The organism is Xanthomonas translucens pv. undulosa (assembly GCF_017301775.1).
GTDB lineage: Bacteria > Pseudomonadota > Gammaproteobacteria > Xanthomonadales > Xanthomonadaceae > Xanthomonas_A > Xanthomonas_A translucens.
Map to the genome: position 1 here is coordinate 778,422 of NZ_CP063993.1, position 18,791 is coordinate 797,212.

General features: G+C 70.8%; 16 protein-coding genes. 4 read left to right on the forward strand and 12 right to left on the reverse strand.

Going from position 1 to position 18,791, the window contains the following annotated elements; translation table 11 throughout:
* Positions 1-98: 98 nt before the first annotated feature.
* From ISN38_RS03130 to ISN38_RS03170, 9 genes are all read right to left on the reverse strand, one after another.
* Positions 99-1,892 (reverse strand): DUF885 domain-containing protein, encoded by a 1,794-nt coding sequence (locus tag ISN38_RS03130; RefSeq protein ID WP_407071141.1) that lies wholly within the window; start codon positions 1,890-1,892, stop codon positions 99-101.
* A gap of 38 nt (positions 1,893-1,930) precedes the next feature.
* Positions 1,931-3,754: a DUF885 domain-containing protein gene (locus ISN38_RS03135; protein ID WP_003465982.1), complete on the reverse strand. Its 1,824-nt coding sequence runs from the start codon at positions 3,752-3,754 to the stop codon at positions 1,931-1,933.
* Positions 3,755-3,818: 64 nt separating this feature from the next.
* Positions 3,819-5,030 (reverse strand): M24 family metallopeptidase, encoded by a 1,212-nt coding sequence (locus tag ISN38_RS03140; RefSeq protein WP_003465981.1) that lies wholly within the window; start codon positions 5,028-5,030, stop codon positions 3,819-3,821.
* Positions 5,027-6,619 (reverse strand): aldehyde dehydrogenase family protein, encoded by a 1,593-nt coding sequence (locus ISN38_RS03145; RefSeq protein ID WP_206712062.1) that lies wholly within the window; start codon positions 6,617-6,619, stop codon positions 5,027-5,029. The genes ISN38_RS03140 and ISN38_RS03145 overlap by 4 nt, the downstream gene beginning before the upstream one ends.
* A gap of 1 nt (position 6,620) precedes the next feature.
* Entirely contained in the window at positions 6,621-7,526 is a 906-nt protein-coding gene (locus ISN38_RS03150) for a dihydrodipicolinate synthase family protein (RefSeq protein ID WP_003475399.1), read from the reverse strand.
* A 4-nt stretch (positions 7,527-7,530) separates the two neighbouring features.
* Positions 7,531-8,871 carry an NAD(P)/FAD-dependent oxidoreductase gene (locus ISN38_RS03155; RefSeq protein ID WP_003465976.1) on the reverse strand — a complete coding sequence of 447 codons (1,341 nt, stop codon included), beginning with the start codon at positions 8,869-8,871 and terminating at the stop codon, positions 7,531-7,533.
* The gene (locus ISN38_RS03160; protein WP_038236648.1) at positions 8,864-9,100 is read right to left on the reverse strand and encodes a (2Fe-2S)-binding protein; all 237 of its coding nucleotides are present in this window, start codon (positions 9,098-9,100) and stop codon (positions 8,864-8,866) included. Before ISN38_RS03160 ends, ISN38_RS03155 begins: the two co-directional genes overlap by 8 nt.
* Positions 9,101-9,108: 8 nt before the next feature.
* Positions 9,109-10,209, reverse strand: coding sequence for an NAD(P)/FAD-dependent oxidoreductase (locus ISN38_RS03165; RefSeq protein WP_003465973.1), 1,101 nt, complete (start codon positions 10,207-10,209; stop codon positions 9,109-9,111).
* Complete coding sequence (locus ISN38_RS03170; RefSeq protein WP_003465971.1) at positions 10,206-11,147, reverse strand: 4-hydroxyproline epimerase; 942 nt, start codon at positions 11,145-11,147, stop codon at positions 10,206-10,208. The genes ISN38_RS03165 and ISN38_RS03170 overlap by 4 nt, the downstream gene beginning before the upstream one ends.
* A gap of 167 nt (positions 11,148-11,314) precedes the next feature.
* On the opposite strand from ISN38_RS03170, the gene ISN38_RS03175 reads away from it, so the two are divergent.
* From ISN38_RS03175 to ISN38_RS03190, 4 genes are all read left to right on the forward strand, one after another.
* On the forward strand, positions 11,315-12,022 hold the full coding sequence (locus tag ISN38_RS03175; protein WP_003475413.1) for an AraC family transcriptional regulator: 708 nt from the start codon (positions 11,315-11,317) through the stop codon (positions 12,020-12,022).
* A 143-nt stretch (positions 12,023-12,165) separates the two neighbouring features.
* Positions 12,166-13,488, forward strand: a complete 1,323-nt coding sequence (gene ftsY, locus ISN38_RS03180) for a signal recognition particle-docking protein FtsY (protein ID WP_003465967.1) — start codon at positions 12,166-12,168, stop codon at positions 13,486-13,488.
* A gap of 221 nt (positions 13,489-13,709) precedes the next feature.
* Positions 13,710-14,771, forward strand: coding sequence for an A/G-specific adenine glycosylase (gene mutY, locus ISN38_RS03185; RefSeq protein WP_206710127.1), 1,062 nt, complete (start codon positions 13,710-13,712; stop codon positions 14,769-14,771).
* A gap of 30 nt (positions 14,772-14,801) precedes the next feature.
* A complete protein-coding gene (locus ISN38_RS03190) occupies positions 14,802-15,080 on the forward strand; it encodes an oxidative damage protection protein (RefSeq protein ID WP_003465964.1) in 279 nt (92 codons plus the stop codon).
* 131 nt (positions 15,081-15,211) lie between these two features.
* Here ISN38_RS03190 and ISN38_RS03195 read toward each other — a convergent pair whose 3' ends face one another.
* The 3 genes from ISN38_RS03195 to ISN38_RS03205 form a co-directional block, all read right to left on the reverse strand.
* On the reverse strand, positions 15,212-15,673 hold the full coding sequence (locus tag ISN38_RS03195) for a DUF6491 family protein (protein WP_003465962.1): 462 nt from the start codon (positions 15,671-15,673) through the stop codon (positions 15,212-15,214).
* 118 nt (positions 15,674-15,791) lie between these two features.
* Positions 15,792-16,703, reverse strand: coding sequence for a M48 family metallopeptidase (locus ISN38_RS03200; RefSeq protein WP_047324765.1), 912 nt, complete (start codon positions 16,701-16,703; stop codon positions 15,792-15,794).
* An 82-nt stretch (positions 16,704-16,785) separates the two neighbouring features.
* Entirely contained in the window at positions 16,786-18,702 is a 1,917-nt protein-coding gene (locus ISN38_RS03205; RefSeq protein ID WP_399507327.1) for an SUMF1/EgtB/PvdO family nonheme iron enzyme, read from the reverse strand.
* Positions 18,703-18,791 lie beyond the last annotated feature (89 nt).

Here is an 18,791-nt window from a genome sequence, read left to right on the forward strand (position 1 = left end):
TGGTTGAGGTGGCTGATCGTCGGTACGACGCGGCACACCCCATGGCAACGAACCGCGACAAGAACCGTTCGCCATCCAGGCGCGTGGCGACGCGTTCGTCATGGCGCCGTCGGTGTGTCCGTCGCGGCGCCCCACGGCGACTTCCCGCCCTCGGCGATGAAACGGTCGATGCGCTGCTCCAGCACCGGCAGCGGCACCGAGCCGGTTTCCAGGATCGCGTCGTGGAAGGCGCGGATGTCGAATTTCTCGCCCAGCGCGGCCTCGGCCTTGCGTCGCAACGCGATGATCTTCAGTTCGCCCAGGTAGTAGGACAGCGCCTGCCCCGGCCAGGCGATGTAGCGGTCCACCTCGGTAGTCACCTCGTGCTGGCTCAGCGCGGTGTTGTCGCGCAGATAGGCCTGCGCCTGCTCGCGGGTCCAGCCGTAGTGGTGGATGCCGGTGTCGATCACCAGCCGGCATGCGCGCCACATCTGGTAGGTCAGGTAGCCGAAGCGGTCGTACGGCGTGTCGTACAGGCCCATCTCCTGCCCCAGGTACTCCGAATACACCGCCCAGCCTTCGCCGTAGGCGGAGATGAAGGTGTAGCGGCGGAAGTCCGGCAGGTTGTCCTGCTCGGCCGCCAGCGGCATCTGCAGCGCGTGGCCGGGCGAGGACTCGTGCAGGGTCAGCGCGGTCAGGTTGTACAGCGGGCGCGACGGCAGGTCGTAGGTGTTGACCAGGTAGATGCCCGGGCCGCCGCGGCCGCCGGTGTAGAACGGCGCCAGTTCCGCCGGCACCGGTTCGATCGCGAAGCGGCGCCGCGGCAGGCGGCCGATGTAGTCGCCGACCTTGGCGTCCACCCGCTTGGCGATCCAGGCCGCGTCCTTCAGCAGTTCCTCCGGGGTCTTGGCGTAGAACCGCGGATCGGTGCGCAGGTAGTTCAGGAACGCGGGGAAGGTCTGCTGCCCGGCCGGGGTCTTGAAGCCGCTGTCGACGATGGTCTGGTCCATCTCCTTGCGCAGGCGCGCCACTTCCTTCAGGCCGACCGCGTGGATCTGCTCCGGGGTCATGTCCAGCGTGGTGTATTCGCGGATCTGCGCACGGTAGTAGGCCGCGCCGTCGGGTACCGACTCGATGGCCAGCGCCGGACGCGTCTTGGGCAGGTATTCCTCGCGCATGAAGCGCAGCAGCTTGGCGTAGGCGGGCGCCACCTGCTTGGCGATCGCCGCTTGCGCCTGCGCACGCAGCTGCGCCTGCACCGCGGCGGGAATCGTCGCCGGCATCTGCTTGAAGGGGGCGTAGAACAGGTTGTCCTCGCCCTGCGCCTGCGCGACGTCGGCGATCGACTCGGTGCGGCCGTCGAGGGTGACCTTCGGTTGCGCGAAACCGCGCGCCAGGCCGGCGCGCATGTTGCCGATCTGCTCGTCGAAATAGCGCGGGATGTCGGCCAGCTGGCCGAGGTAGCGCTGGTAGTCCTCGCGGTTGTGCAGGGTGCTGCGCGCGGTGAAGCCCAGGTCGCTCCAGAACGCGCTGTCGCTGTTGAACGGCATCTCCCAGGCACGGAAATGCTGCTGGTCAAGCAGCACCTGCAACTGCTGCCGGTAGACCTGGTAGTTCACCTGGTCCTGCGCCGACAGCTGCGCCGGGTCGATCGCCTCCAGCTCGCGCAGCACCTGCTGCCAGTACGCGGTGCGCAGGTTCTGCGTGGCCGGATCCACCTTCGGCAAATGGTCGGCGGCCTGGCCCTGACTGTCTTCGTCGTCGGCGCCGGCGGACTGCTGCTGGCGCCATGTCCACTCGCGCAGGTACAGCGCCTTGAAGCGTGCGCTAGCGTCGCTGCTCGCCGCTGCGGCCGCCGGTCGCGCGGGCTCGGCGGCAGTGGCCACGCCCTGCCCTGCCAGCGCGCACAGCATGGCCAGCAGCAGTGGCGTACGGAGTCGGGAATTCGGGCTCATTGCAGTTTCTCCGGAGTGGCGGATGCGCCGGCCTTGGCCTGCGCGATCCAGGCGTCGATGCGTGCGTCGAGCAGGTCCAGCGGCATCGCGCCGCCGCCGAGGATCTGGTCGTGGAGGGCGCGGATGTCGAAGCGCGCGCCGAGTTCGCGCTTGGCTTTCTCGCGCAGCGCCAGGATGTCGAGCTCGCCGAGCTTGTAGCCCAGCGCCTGGCCCGGCCACACGATGTAGCGGTCGGTCTCGGACTGGATGCTGGGTTCGTCGTCGGACGGATGCGCGTGGAAGAACGCGATCATCTGCTGCCGGGTCCAGCGCTTGTAGTGCACCCCGGTGTCCAGCACCAGGCGGTTGGCGCGCAGCAGTTCGCCGGCCAGGCGGCCGTAGTCGCTGTAAGGGTCTTTATAGAAACCCACGTCCTTGCCCAGGCGTTCGGCATACAGCGCCCAGCCTTCGACGTAGGCGTTGTAGCTGGACTGCTGCCGGAACGGCGGCAACGGCAGGCGCTGCGCCAGCGAGATCTGCAGGTGATGGCCGGGCACGCCCTCGTGGTAGGCGGTGGCCTCGATGTTGACCAGGGTGCGCTGCGCGTAGTCGCTGGTGTTGACCATCACCAGCGCCGGCTTGCTGCCTTGCGCGTCGCTCTGCCAATACTCCGCGCCCGGCGCGGTGCTGCGGAACTCGGCCATCGCGCGCACTTCCAGCGGCGTCTTCGGCAAGTGGCCAAACAGCCTGGGCAGTTGCGGCTGCATCTGCGCGATGTCGTCGCGGTAGCGCTGCAGGATCTGCTCGCGCGAGCTGGCGAAGAACTTGCGGTCGCGCGCCACCGCCTTGCGCAGCGCGGCCAGGTCGGCATAGCCGAGCTGGCTGGCGATGGCGCGCATTTCGCCCTCGATGCGCGCCACTTCGGCCAGGCCGATCTGGTGGATCTGCTCGGGCGATTTGTCGGTGGTGGTCTGGGTATGGATCGCATAGCGGTAGCGGCGCTCGCCATCGGGCAGCGACCACAGCCCTTCCTGCGCGCGGCCCTGCGGCGCGTATTCGTCGTCGACGAAATCGGCCAGCCTGGCGTAGGCCGGACGCACCTGCTGGTCGATCGCCGCGAGCATGGCCTCGCGCAGGCGCGTGCGCTCGGCCGCCGGCACCGCATCGGGAAAATTCTTCAGCGGCAGCGCGAACGGGCTATCGGCGCCGGCCGGCGCGGCGATCGCACGCACCTGCGCGGGGATCCGCTTGAGCAGGTATTTCGGCTGCAGCAGCCCGTCCTTGGCGCCGGCGCGCGACAGCGCCACCACCTGGTCGAGCAAGGCCGGGATCGTCTGCAAACGCTTGATGTAGTCCTCGTAGTCCTTGACGCTGGCGAACGGGAACGCCTGCGCGTAGCCCGGCAAGGTCAGCTGGATGCCGCCGACCGGCTCCAGCGGCATCTCGTCGTTCTTCAGCGCGATCGCTTCCAGCCGGTCGCGTAACTGGCGCAGCATCATCTGCAGGCTCAGTTGATCCTGCGCCGACAGTTCCTTGCCGTCGATCGCCTCGAACCGCTTCAGGAAATCCGCGGTGGCCTGGCGCTCGGCCTGCAACGCCGCCGGCGAATAATTGCTCCAGCGGTCGTTGTAGCGCGTGTCGCCGATGATGCTGGCGAACTCCGGATGGTGTTCGAGCTGGTACTGCCATTGCGCGTCGAGCAAGGCGGCGAAGGCCTGGCCGGGAGTGCGCGCCGGCGTGGCCGCCGCCGCGGCCGTGGGCGGCGGCGGCGTGGCCGGCTGGCAGGCGACCAGCAGCGCCGTGGCCAGCGCGCAGGCGACGAACAGGCGAGCGAATCTCATCGGTGGACTCCGCTAGGCAAGTGAACCCGGTGCGGCGGCGCTGCCATGGCGAGCGCCGCGCGCATCAGGCGAACGGCCGGTCGATCGCCGGCGACGGTGGGGTGAACCACTGCGCGCCGTGTTCGGTGACGTAGAAATGGTCTTCCAGGCGCACGCCGAACTCGCCCGGCACCACGATCATCGGCTCGTTGCTGCAGCACATGCCCGGCGCCAGCGGCAATGCATTGCCGCGCACCAGGTACGGCGCCTCGTGGATGCTCATGCCGCAGCCGTGGCCGGTGCGGTGCGGCAATCCCGGCAGGCGATAGTCCGGGCCCAGGCCGGCCGCCTGCAGCACCTCGCGCGCCGCCTGGTCCACCGCCGCGCAACTTACGCCCGGACGCACCGCGGCGAACGCGGCCGCCTGCGCGTCGTGCTCCAGCTGCCAGATGCGCCGCTGCTTCTCGCTCGGTTCGCCGAAGACGTAGGTACGGGTGATGTCGGAGTGGTAACCGTGCACGGTGCAGCCGGTATCGATCAGCACCAGTTCGCCCGCACGCAAGGCCTGCACCCCTGGAATTCCGTGCGGGTACGCGGTGGCATAGCCGAACTGCACGATGCAGAAGGTGGAGCCGTTGTCGGCGCCGAGCGCGCGATGCGCCTGGTCGATGAAGCGCACCAGCTCGGCGGTGGTGATGCCTTCGTGGATCAGCCCGGCGGCCAGCCGCTGCACCTGCAGGGTCATGTCGCAGGCCTGCTGCATCAACGCCAGTTCCGCCGCCGACTTGCGCATGCGGCAGCCATCCACGATCGGCGTCGCGTCGCGGATCGCGACCCGGTCCAGCACCGCGCTGAGCCCGCTGTGCACGGCGAAGGCGATGCCAGGATCCAGCGCCAGCGCCTGCGCGCCGAGTTCGCTCAGCGCCTCGGCGACCAGCCCGTGCGGGTCCTCGTGTTCTTCCCATAGCCGCTTGCGCACCGGGATGCGCAGCACCGCGTCCAGCGAGCCTTCCTCGAACGCCGGGCAGATCAGCAACGGATCGCCTTCGGCGGTCAGCAGCATCGCCACCAGGCGCTCGCTGGCGCCCCACGCCACGCCGGTGAAATAGCGCAGCGAGGCGCCGGCGCCGATCAGCAGCGCATCGGCGCCCTGCGCGCGCAGCAGCACGCGCGCCCGTGCCAGCCGCTGCTGGTATTCCTGCGGCTGGATCGGCGGCGCCGGCGTCGGCCACGGCGCCAGCTGCGCATGCGCCATGGCCAGGCTCAGCCCGCCGATCTGCTGCGCGGTTGCGCTCATGCAGTGCGCTCCACGTCGGCGCTGCTCCACTGGCCGTCGATCAGCCGTTGCACGCCGCCGGGATTGCGGTCGCGCAGCAGTTCCGGCAGCAGCGCATCGGGCAGCCCGTCGTAGCTGTGCAATGCGGCGAAACGGCGGATCGCGGCCGGCATGCCGACCGCGGTGAAACCCGGATGGCCGGTGCTCGGGTACGGCCCGCCGTGGTTCATCGCCGCGCTGACCGCCACGCCGGTCGGCATCTTGTTGCAGATCAGGCGTCCGACCCGCGGCCGCAACGCGGCGGCCAGCGCGGCGAACAGCACATCGTCGCTGCCGTCGGCGGCGCGGTACACGGTGCCGGTGAGGTTGCCCTCCAGGCTGTGCGCCAACGCGGTCATCTGCGCCAGACCGGCAACGCGCACCACCAGACTGACCGGGCCGAACGCCTCGGTCTGCAGCGCCTCGGGCTGTTGCAGGAAGGCCTGCGCCGACACCGCCAGCAGGGTCGGCGCATGCCGGTAGCCCGGCGCTGGCGCGGCTTCGCCGCCGGCCAGCACGCTGGCGCCGGCATTGCGCAGCGTGAGCACGCCGCGCTGCAAGTGCTCGAGCACGCCGCGCGAGAACAGCAGGCTCGGCGCAGCGGCGGTGAAGTGCGCGCTGGCCGCGGCCACGAACGCATCGCCGGCCTCGCCCTCGGACACCACCACGATGCCCGGATTGGTGCAGAACTGGCCGCTGCCCATCGTGCACGAGGCGAAGAATTCCTGTGCCAGCGCCGCACCGCGCTCGGCCAGCGCGCCCGGCAGCAAAAACACCGGATTGACGCTGGACAGCTCGACGTAGGCCGGCACCCCGGCACGGTCGGCCGCGGCCTTCAGCGCCAGTCCGCCGGCACGGCTGCCGGTGAAACCGATCGCGCCCAGCCGCGGATCGCCGGCCAGTTCCAGGCCCAGCGTGTTGTCGAAGTGGTACAGCAACTGCACCGCCGCGGCCGGCAGGCCGTTGTCCAGCAGCGCCTGGTGCGCGAGTTGCGCCAGGCGTTGGCTGGTGGCCGGATGCGACGGATGCGCCTTGGCGATGACCGGATTACGCGCTGCGATGGCCGAGGCGAAATCGCTGCCAGCCACCGCGTTGAACGCGAACGGGAAATTGTTCGGGCCGAACACCAGCACCGGCTTGTGCAACGGCCCCAGCTGCGCGCGCAGGCCGGCCGCGGTATCGATCACCGGCTGCGTCCAGCTATGGCTGCGCACCGCCTGCGCGGCCTGGCGCAGCTGGCCGCTTGCGCGCGGCAACTCCACCTTGGCCAGGCGCGGTTCGACCGGCAAGCCGGTCTCGGCATGCGCCAGTGCGACCAACTGCTCCACGTCGGCATCGATCGCCGCGGCGTAGGCATCGAGGAACACGGCGATGCGCTCGGGCGGGGCCGCGGCCAGCGCGTCGGCGACCAGCACCGCCGCGCTCAAGGCCGCTTCCAGATCGGCGGCGCCGCTGACCGGGAACTCCGGGCCGAACGCGTTGCCGTCGCGCGGGTCCTCGGCGTGGAAGCTGCCGCGCGCTTCCAGCGACGGCTGCCAACGGCCAGCAAGCAATAGCGGCTGCATGCTCATCTCAGAGCCCGGGGTGGGTGGCGATGGCATGGTCGATCACCTTCAGCGCCGCTTCGCGCTCGGCGCCGTCGACGACCAGGCGCGGTGCGCGCACGCGCTCGCTGCCCAGGCCTACCTTCTCCTGCACCAGCTTGATCAGCTGTACGAACTTGGGCACGGTGTCCAGGCGCAGCAGCGGCAGGAACCAGTCGTACAAGGCCTTGGCCGCCGGGTAGCCGCCGTCGCGGGCCAGCTCGAACAGCTTCACCGACTCCTTCGGATACGCATTGACCAGGCCGGCGATCCAGCCCTGGGCGCCCATGCTGATGCCTTCGACGATCGCATCGTCCATGCCCACCAGCAGCACCAGGCGGTCGTTGAGCAGCTCGCCCAGCGCGGCGAAACGGCGCACGTCGCCGGAGGATTCCTTGACCGCTTGCAGGTTCGGGAATTCGGCGGCCAGCTCGGCGATCTGCGCCGGGCTGAAATCGGTCTTGTAGGCGACCGGGTTGTTGTACAGGATCACCGGCAGATCGGTGGCGGCGATGACCGCACGCGCATGCGCGCCCATCTCGCGCCAGTCGGTGGAGTACACGTACGGCGGCAGCACCATGATGCCGCCGCAGCCGACCTGCTTGGCCGCCTGCGCCAGGCGCACGGCCTCGTCGGTGGACAGCGCGGCGATGCCCGGCACCACCGGGATGCGGCCGTCCAGCGCCTGCACCAGGGTCTTCAGGATCGCGACCTTGTCGTCGAAGCTGAGCGTGGCGGCCTCGCCGAGCGAGCCCAGCGGCACGATCGCGGTGCAGCCGGCGTCGACCATGACCTGCGCATGCTTGGCCAGGAACGCGTGGTCGATGCTGCCGTCGGCGTTGAACGGAGTGGTGATGGCCGGCAGCACGCCGTACCAGAAAGAAGCCTTGCTCATGGGATTACACCTTGTCGAGGGTTGTGAATGGAGATTCGGGAAGCAGTGGATCGGGAAGCGATCGGGCGAGCGCGTCCAGGCGCACCGGGAACAGCGGCGGCCGGCGGCCGTCGTCGGAAAAATCGTCGTGCCGCGGCGCCAGCCCCAGCTCGGTCAGCGCGCTGCCGCAGATGCGGCCCTGGCAGGCGCCCATGCCGCAGCGCGAAACCAGCTTGGCGTCGCGCAGGTCGGCATGGCCGCGCAGCGCCGACAGCGGTACGTCTTCGCAGCGGCACACCAGCGTATCCGCTGCGGCCAGCGCATGGATGCGCGGGTCCAGCGCGAACTGGCGCTGCAACAGCGCGGCGAACGCGCGCGCGCGCCGCCGCTGCGGCTGCAATGCCTGCGCCGCGGCGTCATGCCCGGCGGCCAGATGTCCGGCGATGGCGCCTTCGACGCGCGCGCAATCGCGGCCGCCGATGCCCAGCGCCTCGCCGGCGGCGTACACGCCTTCGACGCTGGTATGCAACTGCGCGTCCACCGCCACGCACGGATGCGCGCCGCTGCGCCCCAGCCGGCAGCCGAGCAGTTGCGCCAGCTCCACGTTCGGCACCAGTCCGTAGCCGACCGCCAACTGGTCGCAGTCGATGCTGCGGCGGCCGCGCGGGCCGTCGATCTGCACCGATTGCAGCTGGCCGTCGCCATGCGCCGACAGCACCACGCTGCCGCTGTGATAGGCAACGCCGGCCAACTGCGCGCGCAGGCTCAGCGCCTGCAGCGCCTTGTCCGGCCAGCGCCACGGCAGTTGCGCGGCGAAGCCGGCCAGATTGCGCAGCGAGGCCTGTTCGACGATGCCCAGCACCTGCGCGCCGTGGCGGCGCAGCGTCGCCGCGCTGGCCAGCAGCAGCGGGCCGCTGCCGGCCACCAGTACGCGCTTGCCGGCCAACGGCCAGCCCTGCTTGGCCAGCGCCTGCGCGCCGCCGGCGCCGGTGACGCCGGGCAGGGTCCAGCCGGGGAACGGCAGCAGCAATTCGCGCGCGCCGGTGGCCAGCACCAGTGCGTCGTAACCGATCCAGCGCGTGCCCTGCGGGCCATCGGCCAGCAGTTGTCGGTTCTGCGCCATCAACAACTGGGTCTGCGCCAGAAATTCGATCTTGCTCGCCGCCAGCTGCGCCAGCACGCGCGCGGCCAGCTTCGGCGGCGCATGGGCCACATCGTGACGCCAGATCTGGCCGCCGGCGCGCGCCTGCAGATCGACCAGGGCCACGCGCCGACCATGCCCAGCCGCGGCCAGCGCCGCCGCCAGTCCGGCCGGACCGGCACCGGCCACGATCACGTCGTAGTGCAGCGCGCGCGGCTCAGGCATCGGTCCACACCTGCATGCCGGCGCGCACCGGGGTGATGCAGGCGCGCAACTGACCGACGCCGTCGATGCGCACCCGGCATTCGCTGCACACGCCCATGCCGCACAGCGGCGCGCGCGGCTGGCCGCTGCGCGAACGGCGGAAATGCGCCGCCACCTGCGCCACGGCCGCGGCCACGCTGCTGCCGTCCAGCACCTCGACAGTCTGCCCATTGACCTGCAGGCGCAGCATCGGCGCGCTCACGACAGCGCCCGCATGGGCGCGAACGGCACCGGATCCAGCGCAGGGGTGCGCTGCAGCAGCAGATCCAGCAGCAAGCGCGCGCTGCCCAGCGCGGTGGTCACGCCCAAGCCTTCGTGGCCGGCCGCGACCCAGACACCGTCGCGCTCCGGCACCGCGCCCAGGTAGGGACGGCCGTCGGGCGTGGCAGGACGCAGCCCGGTCCAGACCCGGATCGCCTGCAGCTGGCGCAACGCCGGCAGGAACCCGAACGCGCGCTCGAGCATGCGCTGCAGCATCGGCATCGACACGCTGCGATCGCTGGCATCGAACTCGCGCGAGGAGCCGATCAGGATCTGCCCGGTAGGCCGCGGCTGCACGTTGAACGCCACGCTGCTGCCGTCGCTGCCGTGCGCGCTGTCGGCATAACCCAGTTCCAGCAACTGGTGGCCGACGAAGCCGGGATAGCGGTCGGTGATCACCAACTGGCCCTTGCGCGCACGCATCGGCAGCTCCGGCAACAACTCCGGCAACGCGCAGCCGGTGGCGACCAGCACCGGCCCGCTCAGCCGGCTGCCGTCGTCCAGCAGCACGCCGCCGCCGGCCAGCGTCAGCGCGCGGTACCCGGCATACAGCTGCGCACCGGCGGCAAGCGCCCGCTCGACCAGATGTCGCGCCATCCGCGGCGGATACACCACCGCTTCGGCCGCCACGCGCATGCCGCCGGCCAGCCCCGGCACCAGCGCCGGCTCCAGCCGGTACAACGCCTCGGCACCGATCGCCTCGGCGTGCACACCGGCCGCCGCCAGGCGTTGGATCTTGGCCGGGATCGCCTCCAGCTCATGCGCCTGCCTCGCCACCCACAGCGTGCCGCAGCGGCTGAACTCGGCCGCCGGCAAGTGCGCGAATTCTTCCCACAGGCGCAGCGAATACGCCGACAGCGCCAGTTCCGCAGGATCCTCGTCCATCGCCACCAGATGGCCCATCGCCGCAGCGGTGGAACCGCCGCCAATCGTGCCCGACTCGACGATCGCCACCCGCAACCCGGCCGCGGCAGCCGCATCGGCGCAGGCCGCGCCGACGATGCCGGCGCCGACGACGATCAGGTCGAAGCCGCTCATCCGGCGCCGATGCCCCAGGCGAACGGATCCTGCGCATCGATCAGCAACTGCGCGCGCGCGGTGAGATGCGCCTGCCCGGTGATCCGCGGCAGCACGCCGCGGCTGCCAGGCACGTAGTTGCCTTCGAACAGGCTGCCGAGGATGCCTTCCTGGCGCCATACCTGGCCGGGCGCCAGCTTGCCGTCGGCGGCCAGGCACGCCAGCTTGGCGCTGGTGCCGGTGCCGCACGGCGAGCGGTCGTAGGCCAGGCCCGGACACAGCACGAAGTTGCGCGCATCGGCGCCGGCGCCAGGCGCCGGGCCGTTGATCTCGATATGGTCGATCTCGCCGCCGTCGGCGCCGCGGATGCCGGCCGCCTCCAGCGCCAGCCGCACCGCTTCGGTGTACGCGGTCAGCGCGCGCTGGTTGCGCAGCTCCAGCGCGCACGGCGTCTGCTCGGTGATGAAGAACCAGTTGCCGCCCCAGGCCACGTCGCCGCGCACGCGGCAGTAGCCCGGCACCTGCACCTCGATGCCGGCGGCGTGGCGGTAGCTTTCCACGTTGTCCACCGAGACGCGGCCGTCGTCGTGCAACTCCACCCCGACCGTCCCCACCGGGGTCTCGATGCGGTGCGTGCCGGGCGCCAGCCGGCCCAGCTCGGCCAGCGTGCGCACCAGGCCGATGGTGCCGTGGCCGCACATGCCCAGGTAGCCGACGTTGTTGAAGAAGATCACCGCGGCGCAGGCATCGGCCGCGATCGGCGGCAACAGCAGCGCGCCGACCATGGTGTCCGAGCCGCGCGGCTCGCAGGCGATGGCGCTGCGCCAGCGATCGAAGCGATCGCGGAACAGATCGCGCCGCTGCGGCAGCGGGCCGGTCCCCAGGTCGGGAAAGCCGGCGACGACGACACGGGTCGGTTCGCCACCGGTATGCGAGTCGATCACATCGAGTGTATGCATAGGTCCATGCTCACATTCCGGGCCACTGGCGGCTAGCAGCGTTTGCGTGTCATAAATGCGGAAGTTCGCATAACCCTAGCGTCCCGGAAGGCCCGACTTAGGCTAGGATCGACAAACAGGGGTGGGCTTGCCTGCCGCCGCAGCCTACTACCGCCCGGTGAGTGCAGATGGATACTTTGATTTCCGCGCTGGAAATGCAGACGCTGTTCGACGCGTTGCCGGACGTGGTGTTCTTCGTCAAGGACCGCGACGGCCGCTACACCCACGTCAACCTGACCCTGGTGCGGCGCCTGGGCAAGAAATACCGTGCCGACCTGATCGGCAAATCGGCGCTGGAAGTGTTCCCGCTGCCGCTGGGCGGCAGCTACGTGATGCAGGACCGGCGCGTGCTGTGCGGCGAGATGATCGAGAACCAGCTGGAAGTGCACCTGTTCCCGAACCGCACCCCGGGCTGGTGCCTGACCTTCAAGCGTCCGCTGTGCGAGCACAACGAGGTGATCGGCGTGGTCGGCATCTCGCGCGACCTGGGCCAGCCGGACAGTCGCCATTCGGCCTACGAACGCATCAGCCGCGCGATGGAGCACATGCAGAGCCACTACGGCGACAACCTGCGCGTGCAGACCCTGGCCGACCTGGCGGAACTGTCGGTGGCGCAGCTGGAACGGCACTTCCGCCGCGTGTTCCAGCTGACACCGCAGCAGTTGCTGACCAAGATGCGCATCGAAGCGGCGATGCGCCTGCTGCATGGCGAGGACAGCATCGCCAGCATCGGCCAGGCCTGCGGCTTCGCCGACCAGAGCGCGTTCGCGCGCCAGTTCAAGGCCACCGTGGGCATGACCCCGCGGGATTATCGGTCGATGAAGGGGAAGCTTTGAGGAGGGCCGGGACTCGGAAAGCGCAGCGCCGCGAACTGAAAGAAGCTTTACCGACTCACGTTCTTCGAGTCCCGAGTCCCGCCCCACCCAGACCTAACAGGCGCAAGTGGTAGCATTCCCCGTTTCCGGTACACGCGTTATCCATGGTCAGCCTATTCCGCCGCAACAAGCCCCAGGACCACGCTGGCGATAGCCGCGGCACCCAGCGCTACAGCATCGAGGAACTTGCCGCCGCCTTCCCCAAGCCGGCCGCTGAAGCCGCCACGCCGGCCGCACCTGCTGCGCCCGCGGCCGAAGCAGCGCCGGCATCGCCGCCGCCGCAGGTAGCCGCGCCCGCCGTCCTGCGCGAAGCGCCGACGGCCGCGCCTGATCCCATCCCTGCGCCCAGCCACGTCGCGCTCCCGCCGCAGGCGCCCACGCCGCCGCCCGCGGCGCAGGTGCCGGCGGCCGCGGCGGCCCCGGCTGCGGCGGCGCCGCTTCCCGATCCGGCCGCGGCATTCGCCGCCGCGTTCGACGTGCGCGCCGACGCGCTGCCCGCGGCCGCGGCCGGCAAGTCCGGTTGGCGCGAACGCCTGCGCAACAGCACCATCGCACGCAGCTTCGGCGGCCTGTTCTCGCGCAATCCCAAGCTTGACGACGACCTGCTCGACGAGATCGAGACCGCGCTGATCAGCGCCGACGTCGGCGTGCCGGCGACCACCGCGCTGATCGAGAACCTGCGCAAGCGCATGAAGGCGCGCGAATTCGTCGATGCGCAGGCGCTGCTGCGCGCGCTGCGCGCCGACCTGATCTCGATCCTGCAGCCGGTCGCCAAACCGCTGCAGATCGACCGCAATGCCAAGCCGTTCGTGGTGCTCACCGTCGGCGTCAACGGCGTCGGCAAGACCACCACCATCGGCAAGCTGGCCAAGCGTTTCAAGGACGACGGCCACAGCCTGATGCTGGCCGCCGGCGACACCTTCCGCGCCGCCGCGGTGGCGCAGCTGCAGGCCTGGGGCGATCGCAATGGGGTGACCGTGATCGCGCAGGGCCAGAACGCCGACGCCGCCTCGGTCGCATTCGACGCGCTGCAGGCCGGCAAGGCGCGCGGCACCGAAGTGCTGATCGCCGACACCGCCGGGCGCCTGCACACCCAGACCGGGCTGATGAACGAACTGGGCAAGATCCGCCGCGTGCTCGGCAAGCTCGACCCGGCCGCGCCGCACGAAGTGCTGATGGTCATCGACGGCACCACCGGCCAGAACGCGCTATCGCAGCTGCGCCAGTTCCATGCCGCGGTCGGCGTCACCGGGCTGGTGGTGACCAAGCTCGACGGTACCGCCAAGGGCGGCGTGGTGTTCGCGCTGGCGCGCGAGTTCGGCATCCCGATCCGCTACGCCGGCATCGGCGAGCGCCCGGAAGACCTGCGCGTCTTCGACGCCGAAGCCTTCGTCGACGCCCTGCTGCCGGAAGCGCTGGGCGCCTGACCTTGAGCCCCTCTCCCACCGGGGCGACAGGGCACAGCGTGCGCGCCACTGGCGCGCGTGCTCTGGAGGGCCCACACCGCTGGCGCGGGACGGGGGTTGGGGGTGAGGGTACGGCGCGAAAGCGTTCCGCTGATTTGGATCAACGAGGCTTCGCTCCGTAGCCTCATCCGCCCCTTCGGGGCACCTTCTCCCGGTGGGAGAAGGAACCACTCGATGCCAGCATGCGCCAGCCCCCAGACACCTTTCCCTCCCGCCTGCTCGCCTGGTTCGACCACAGCGGCCGCCACGACCTGCCCTGGCAGCATCCGCGCAGCCCGTATCGCGTGTGGCTGTCGGAAATCATGCTGCAGCAGACCCAGGTCGCGGTGGTGATCCCGTACTTCCTGCGCTTCCTGCAGCACTTCCCGACCCTGCCCGACCTGGCCGCCGCCGACACCGACGCGGTGATGGCGCAATGGGCCGGGCTGGGCTACTACGCCCGCGCGCGCAACCTGCATGCCGCGGCCAAACGCTGCGTGGAGCTGCACGATGGCGAGCTGCCGCGCGACTTCGATGCGCTGCATGCGCTGCACGGGATCGGCCGCAGCACCGCTGGCGCGATCCTCAGCCAGGCCTGGAACGACCGCTTCCCGATCCTGGACGGCAACGTCAAGCGCGTGCTGACCCGCTACCACGGCATCGCCGGCTATCCCGGCCTGCCGGCAGTGGAAAAGCCGCTGTGGGCGATCGCCGAAGCGCACGTGGCCGCGGTCGCCGACGGGCGCATGGCCGACTACACCCAGGCGCAGATGGATTTCGGCGCCACCCTGTGCACCCGCGCCAACCCGGCCTGCGTGCTGTGCCCGCTGCAGCACGACTGCGTGGCGCGCCGCGACGGCCTGGTCGAGGCATTGCCCACCCCGAAACCGGGCAAGACCCTGCCCGAACGCGAAGCGCTGGCGCTGCTGCTGGAGAACGCCGCCGGCGAACTGCTGCTGCAACGGCGCCCGCCAAGCGGCATCTGGGCCTCGCTGTGGACGCTGCCGCAGGCCGAGAGCGAGAGCGAACTGCGCGCCTGGTTCGAACGGCAGACCCGCGGCCGCGACTTCGACGCGGCCGAGCCGATGCCGCCGATCGTGCATACCTTCAGCCACTACCGCCTGCACCTGCAGCCGCTGCGCCTGCGCAAGGTCGCCTTGCGCGACACGGTACGCGACAATGACGACCTGCGCTGGGTGGCGCGTGCCGACCTGTCCGCACTCGGCCTGCCCGCTCCGATCCGCAAACTGCTCGACGGCCTCTGATCGTCGCCCACCGCGCCACCAGGAACCGCCATGTCCCGCACCGTCTTCTGCCAGTACCAGCAACGCGACGCCGAGGGCCTCGACTACGTGCCGTATCCCGGCGAACTCGGCCAGCGCGTGTTCGCGCAGATCGGCAAGGCCGGCTGGCAGGCATGGCTGGCGCACCAGACCATGCTGATCAACGAGAACCGGCTGTCGCCGCGCGACCCCAAGCACCGCGCGTTCCTGGAAGCGGAGCTGGAAAAATTCCTGTTCCAGGGTGGCGCGCCCAAGCCCGAGGGCTACGTGGAACCCGAGCAGGAATGCTGAGCGCAGGCAAGCCACGCCCCCTGTAGGAGCGGCTTCAGCCGCGACAAAACCCGTCCGCAAAGCCCGCCGCGACCGCAGCCGCTGCGACACCCTCCTCTTCCACACCGACCGCAACCCGCCTGACGCCGACGCTACTGCGCCGGCGCCTGCCGCTGCGCCCGCTCCTGCACCTTGGCCTGGCGCAATTCCTGTTCCGAGCTGCGCAGCGCCTTGATGTCGAGCGGGCGGATGCTCTGGATGCGGCACGGCAGGCGAATCGCGCCCGGGCTGCCGCCGATCACCAGCACGTCGTCGAAACGCGCCGACACGCGATCGCTGAAATGGGTGATGGCGATCGTCGGCGCGAAATCCAGGTCGGCGCAGCGGCCGCTCAGTTCCAGCAGATAGGCCTGGTTGGGCCGCGTCCACACCGCCAGCGCGCTGTCGCCGAGCGCGGTCCAGCCACTGAGTCGGTTGAAGTACTGGAAGTCGCGCACCGGCGCAGCGGCGTGGGCGCGGTACAGCGCCAGGCGCTCGTCGTCGCTGATGCGATTGCTGGCGCAGCCGGCCAGCAGCGCGGCCAGTCCCAGCGATGACAGCAGCAGGCGTTTCATGGAGGAGTCTCGCGGTGGCGACAGGCGCATGATGCACCCGCGCCACGCGCGCACTCGCGGCCGAACCCAACCACATTCAGCAACCAGGCAGCTGCCGCGGCAAGTGGCGATGGCGCGCTTACCGCTGCGTCGTCTTCGCCGTTTCGCAGAAGCGCTGCCGGTACTCCAGCGCCTTGGGCATCAGCGCCTGCAGGTTCTGGATCCGCGTACCCGGATTGGGGTGCGTGGACGAGAACTCCGGCGGTGCCTGGCCGCCGCTGCTGGCGCTCATCCGCTGCCACAGCGGCACCGCTTCGCGCGGATCGAAACACGCCGCCGCGGCCAGCATCAGCCCGACCTCGTCGGCCTGGGTCTCGTGGCTGCGCGCGTACGGCAGCAGGTAGCCGTAGCCCATCGCCGCCATCGCCATCTGCTGCTGTTGCGGATCCATGCCGCTGGCCGCGCCGGCCATCTGCCCGATCTGGGTCAGCTTCTGCTGCGCCATGCGCTGCGCGCCGTGGCGCAGCAGTGCATGCGCGATCTCATGGCCCATCACCACCGCCATCGCATCGGCGTTCCTGGTCACCGGCAACAAGCCGGTGTAGACCGCCATCTTGCCGCCGGGCAGGCAGAACGCATTGGCCTGCTCGGACTGGATCACGTTGACGTCCCAGTCGAAGCCGCGCGCGTAGTGTTTGGCCTGCATGCCGTGCTCGGCGGCCAGCGCGTCCTCGACCACATCGACCTTGGCGATCAGCCGCTGCGCGATCGCGCGCACCTGCTGCGCCACCTGCGACTGCGGATCGACCGGATGTTCCTGCGCCAGAATCTCCTGGTACGCCTGCAGGCCCAGCGCCTTCTCGTCCTCGACGCCGAGCGAATTGTCGATCAGCACCTTCTGCCCGGTGTAGGGATCCTCGCTGCGGTTGGAGAACCAATAGAACCCGGCGTACACCGCGAAGCCCAGCAGCACCAGCCAGCGCACGCCGCCCAGCGGCCCGCGGCGGTTCCCGCCCTGCTCTCCGCCCTGGCGGCCGAACACGTTGCTCATCTCCAATCCCCTTGCTGGCTGGCGGGCGGCGAAGGCGCCTGCCTGTGCGCGGCACTGTAGCCGGGCGTACTACGCGGCCGCGTCAAATTCCGCGCACCAGGCGGAACCCGACCCGGGCGCTGGTGGTATCGGAGTCCTGCATCAGCCGCCAGGCGGCACGGGTCTGCTCCGGTGCGTTGGCCCAGTTGCCGCCGCGCACCACCCGCGAGCGGCAACCGGGGTTGTACCAGGCGGCGCCGTCGGCCGGCGCGCGGCGGTAGCTGGAATGCCAGCAATCGGCGACCCACTCGCTGAGGTTGCCGCCCATGTCGTGCAGGCCCCAGGGGTTGGCCTTGAAGCTGGCGACCGGCGCCGGCCCCCAGAAGCCGTCGGCATAGCCGACGAAGGCGTTGTTCCAGTGCCGCCCGCTGGGCGAGACGTCGCCGCCGCCGGTAAAGTTGCCGGCGCCGCGCGGCGGCGTACCGGCGTTGCCCCACGGATAGCGACCGCGGCCACCGGCGCGCAGCGCGTATTCGAACTCGGCCTCGCTGGGCAGCCGGTAGTGGCGCCCGGTCTGCTGCGACAGCCACGCCGCATAGGCCTCGGCATCGCGCACGCTGACGTGCATCACCGGGCTGTTCGGCGCGGCGCGCGCGCCGTTGTAGCCGGACTGCCAGTCGGTGCCGCTGCGCCGCACGAAATTGCCGCTGCGCTCGTCGTAGACGATCGAATGCCCGCGCCGCGTGGCCCGCGGCCGCGCGCCGCTGAGCTCGACGAAGCGGCGGAACTCGGCCACGGTGACCTCGGTGATCGCCATCGCGAAGCCGCGGTCGAAGCGCACGTAGTGCAAGGGCTGCTCCGCCGGCATCGCGCCCGGCTCGCTGTCGCTGGCACCCATGCGGAAGCCGCCGTGCGGCACCACGATCATCTGCGGCCCGCGCTCGCCGTTGCTCATGGCGTCGGTGAACACCTGGCCGGGGCGGAAGCTGCCGTAATGGGTGGCCAGGTCGATGCGCTCGCGCAGCATCGCCGCCACCGGATCGCCCGGATCGGCGATGCGCAACACCTCGCCCAGTTTCTCGCGCGCCGCCTTCAGTCCGGCCGGCGTGGCCAGGTCGCGCAGGCCGGCATCGCGCAGCGCGGCGATGCGCGCGCTGCGCACGCCTTCCACCCGCGCACGCGCGTCGCGCACGGTGGCGGCGGCGTCGCGGATCCGCGCCGCGCGCGCCAACCAGCTGCCGGCGGCGGCGAAATCGGACAGCGTCGCGGCCGCCTCGGCACGCCGGATCAGCGCGCTCTCCACCGCCGCCACGCCCTGCCGCGCGCGCGCATCGTCCGCGTCCAGTTGCAGCGCTTCGCGGAAGTTGGCCAGCGCACCGTTGCCGTCCTCGCCGAGCCGGCCGGCGCGCAGATCGTCTTCGCCGGCGCGGTCGTAGGCCAGCATCCGCTGCGCGGTCTCCACCCGCTGCTGCAGGCGCCGCACCGCCGGATCGTCGGCATCCAGCGACAGCGCCACCATCGCGATGCGGTCGGCGCGCTCGAGCGCCTGTTCCTGCTGCTCCGATGCGCGCAACAAGTCGTCGCCGCGTTGCAGCAGCCGGCGCCGCGCGGTGCGCAGGCCGTCGCGCGCGACCGGGTCCTGTGGCGCCAGCGCGCGGATCGCCAGGTACAGCGGGATCGCCGATTGCGCGTCCTCGAACAGGCGGTCCTCGGCCAGCGCGCGCGCGGCGTCGCGGCGCGCCTGCGCCAGTTGCGTGCGCTCCAGCGCCGGCAGCGGCGGCTGCCAGCGCGCCACCGTCTCGGCGGCATCCTGGCCGCCGATGGTGACGCTGGGTGCCTGCACCGGCTTGCCGACCGCCGTTGCCGGCGCCTGCGCAGGCTTGGCCGGCGCCGGCCTGGCGGGTTGCGCCGGCGGCGCAGGCGCCGGCCCGCTGCAGCCGCACGCCAGCGCGGCCAGCAGGGTCCAGGCGATCACGGTGCCGCTCGTACGCACGCTTCCTCCCAACGACATTGGCCTCACGATGGCATCCGCGCCACCGCGTCCGTACGGCCGGCGGGCCGACGTTAGGCTATTCTCGCCTGCCTGAGCAAACCCTGCATTCGACGGAA

Coding starts and splice junctions, on each gene's coding strand:
- ISN38_RS03190 (WP_003465964.1), top strand. CDS start 14,802: ATGTCCCGCACCGTCTTCTGCCAGTACCAGCAACGCGACGCCGAGGGC.
- ISN38_RS03135 (WP_003465982.1), bottom strand. CDS start 3,754: ATGAGATTCGCTCGCCTGTTCGTCGCCTGCGCGCTGGCCACGGCGCTG.
- ISN38_RS03165 (WP_003465973.1), bottom strand. CDS start 10,209: ATGAGCGGCTTCGACCTGATCGTCGTCGGCGCCGGCATCGTCGGCGCG.
- ISN38_RS03200 (WP_047324765.1), bottom strand. CDS start 16,703: ATGAGCAACGTGTTCGGCCGCCAGGGCGGAGAGCAGGGCGGGAACCGC.
- ISN38_RS03155 (WP_003465976.1), bottom strand. CDS start 8,871: ATGCCTGAGCCGCGCGCGCTGCACTACGACGTGATCGTGGCCGGTGCC.
- ISN38_RS03150 (WP_003475399.1), bottom strand. CDS start 7,526: ATGAGCAAGGCTTCTTTCTGGTACGGCGTGCTGCCGGCCATCACCACT.
- ftsY (WP_003465967.1), top strand. CDS start 12,166: ATGGTCAGCCTATTCCGCCGCAACAAGCCCCAGGACCACGCTGGCGAT.
- ISN38_RS03170 (WP_003465971.1), bottom strand. CDS start 11,147: ATGCATACACTCGATGTGATCGACTCGCATACCGGTGGCGAACCGACC.
- ISN38_RS03160 (WP_038236648.1), bottom strand. CDS start 9,100: ATGCTGCGCCTGCAGGTCAATGGGCAGACTGTCGAGGTGCTGGACGGC.
- ISN38_RS03145 (WP_206712062.1), bottom strand. CDS start 6,619: ATGAGCATGCAGCCGCTATTGCTTGCTGGCCGTTGGCAGCCGTCGCTG.
- ISN38_RS03130 (WP_407071141.1), bottom strand. CDS start 1,892: ATGCTGTGCGCGCTGGCAGGGCAGGGCGTGGCCACTGCCGCCGAGCCC.
- ISN38_RS03175 (WP_003475413.1), top strand. CDS start 11,315: ATGGATACTTTGATTTCCGCGCTGGAAATGCAGACGCTGTTCGACGCG.
- ISN38_RS03195 (WP_003465962.1), bottom strand. CDS start 15,673: ATGAAACGCCTGCTGCTGTCATCGCTGGGACTGGCCGCGCTGCTGGCC.
- mutY (WP_206710127.1), top strand. CDS start 13,710: ATGCGCCAGCCCCCAGACACCTTTCCCTCCCGCCTGCTCGCCTGGTTC.
- ISN38_RS03140 (WP_003465981.1), bottom strand. CDS start 5,030: ATGAGCGCAACCGCGCAGCAGATCGGCGGGCTGAGCCTGGCCATGGCG.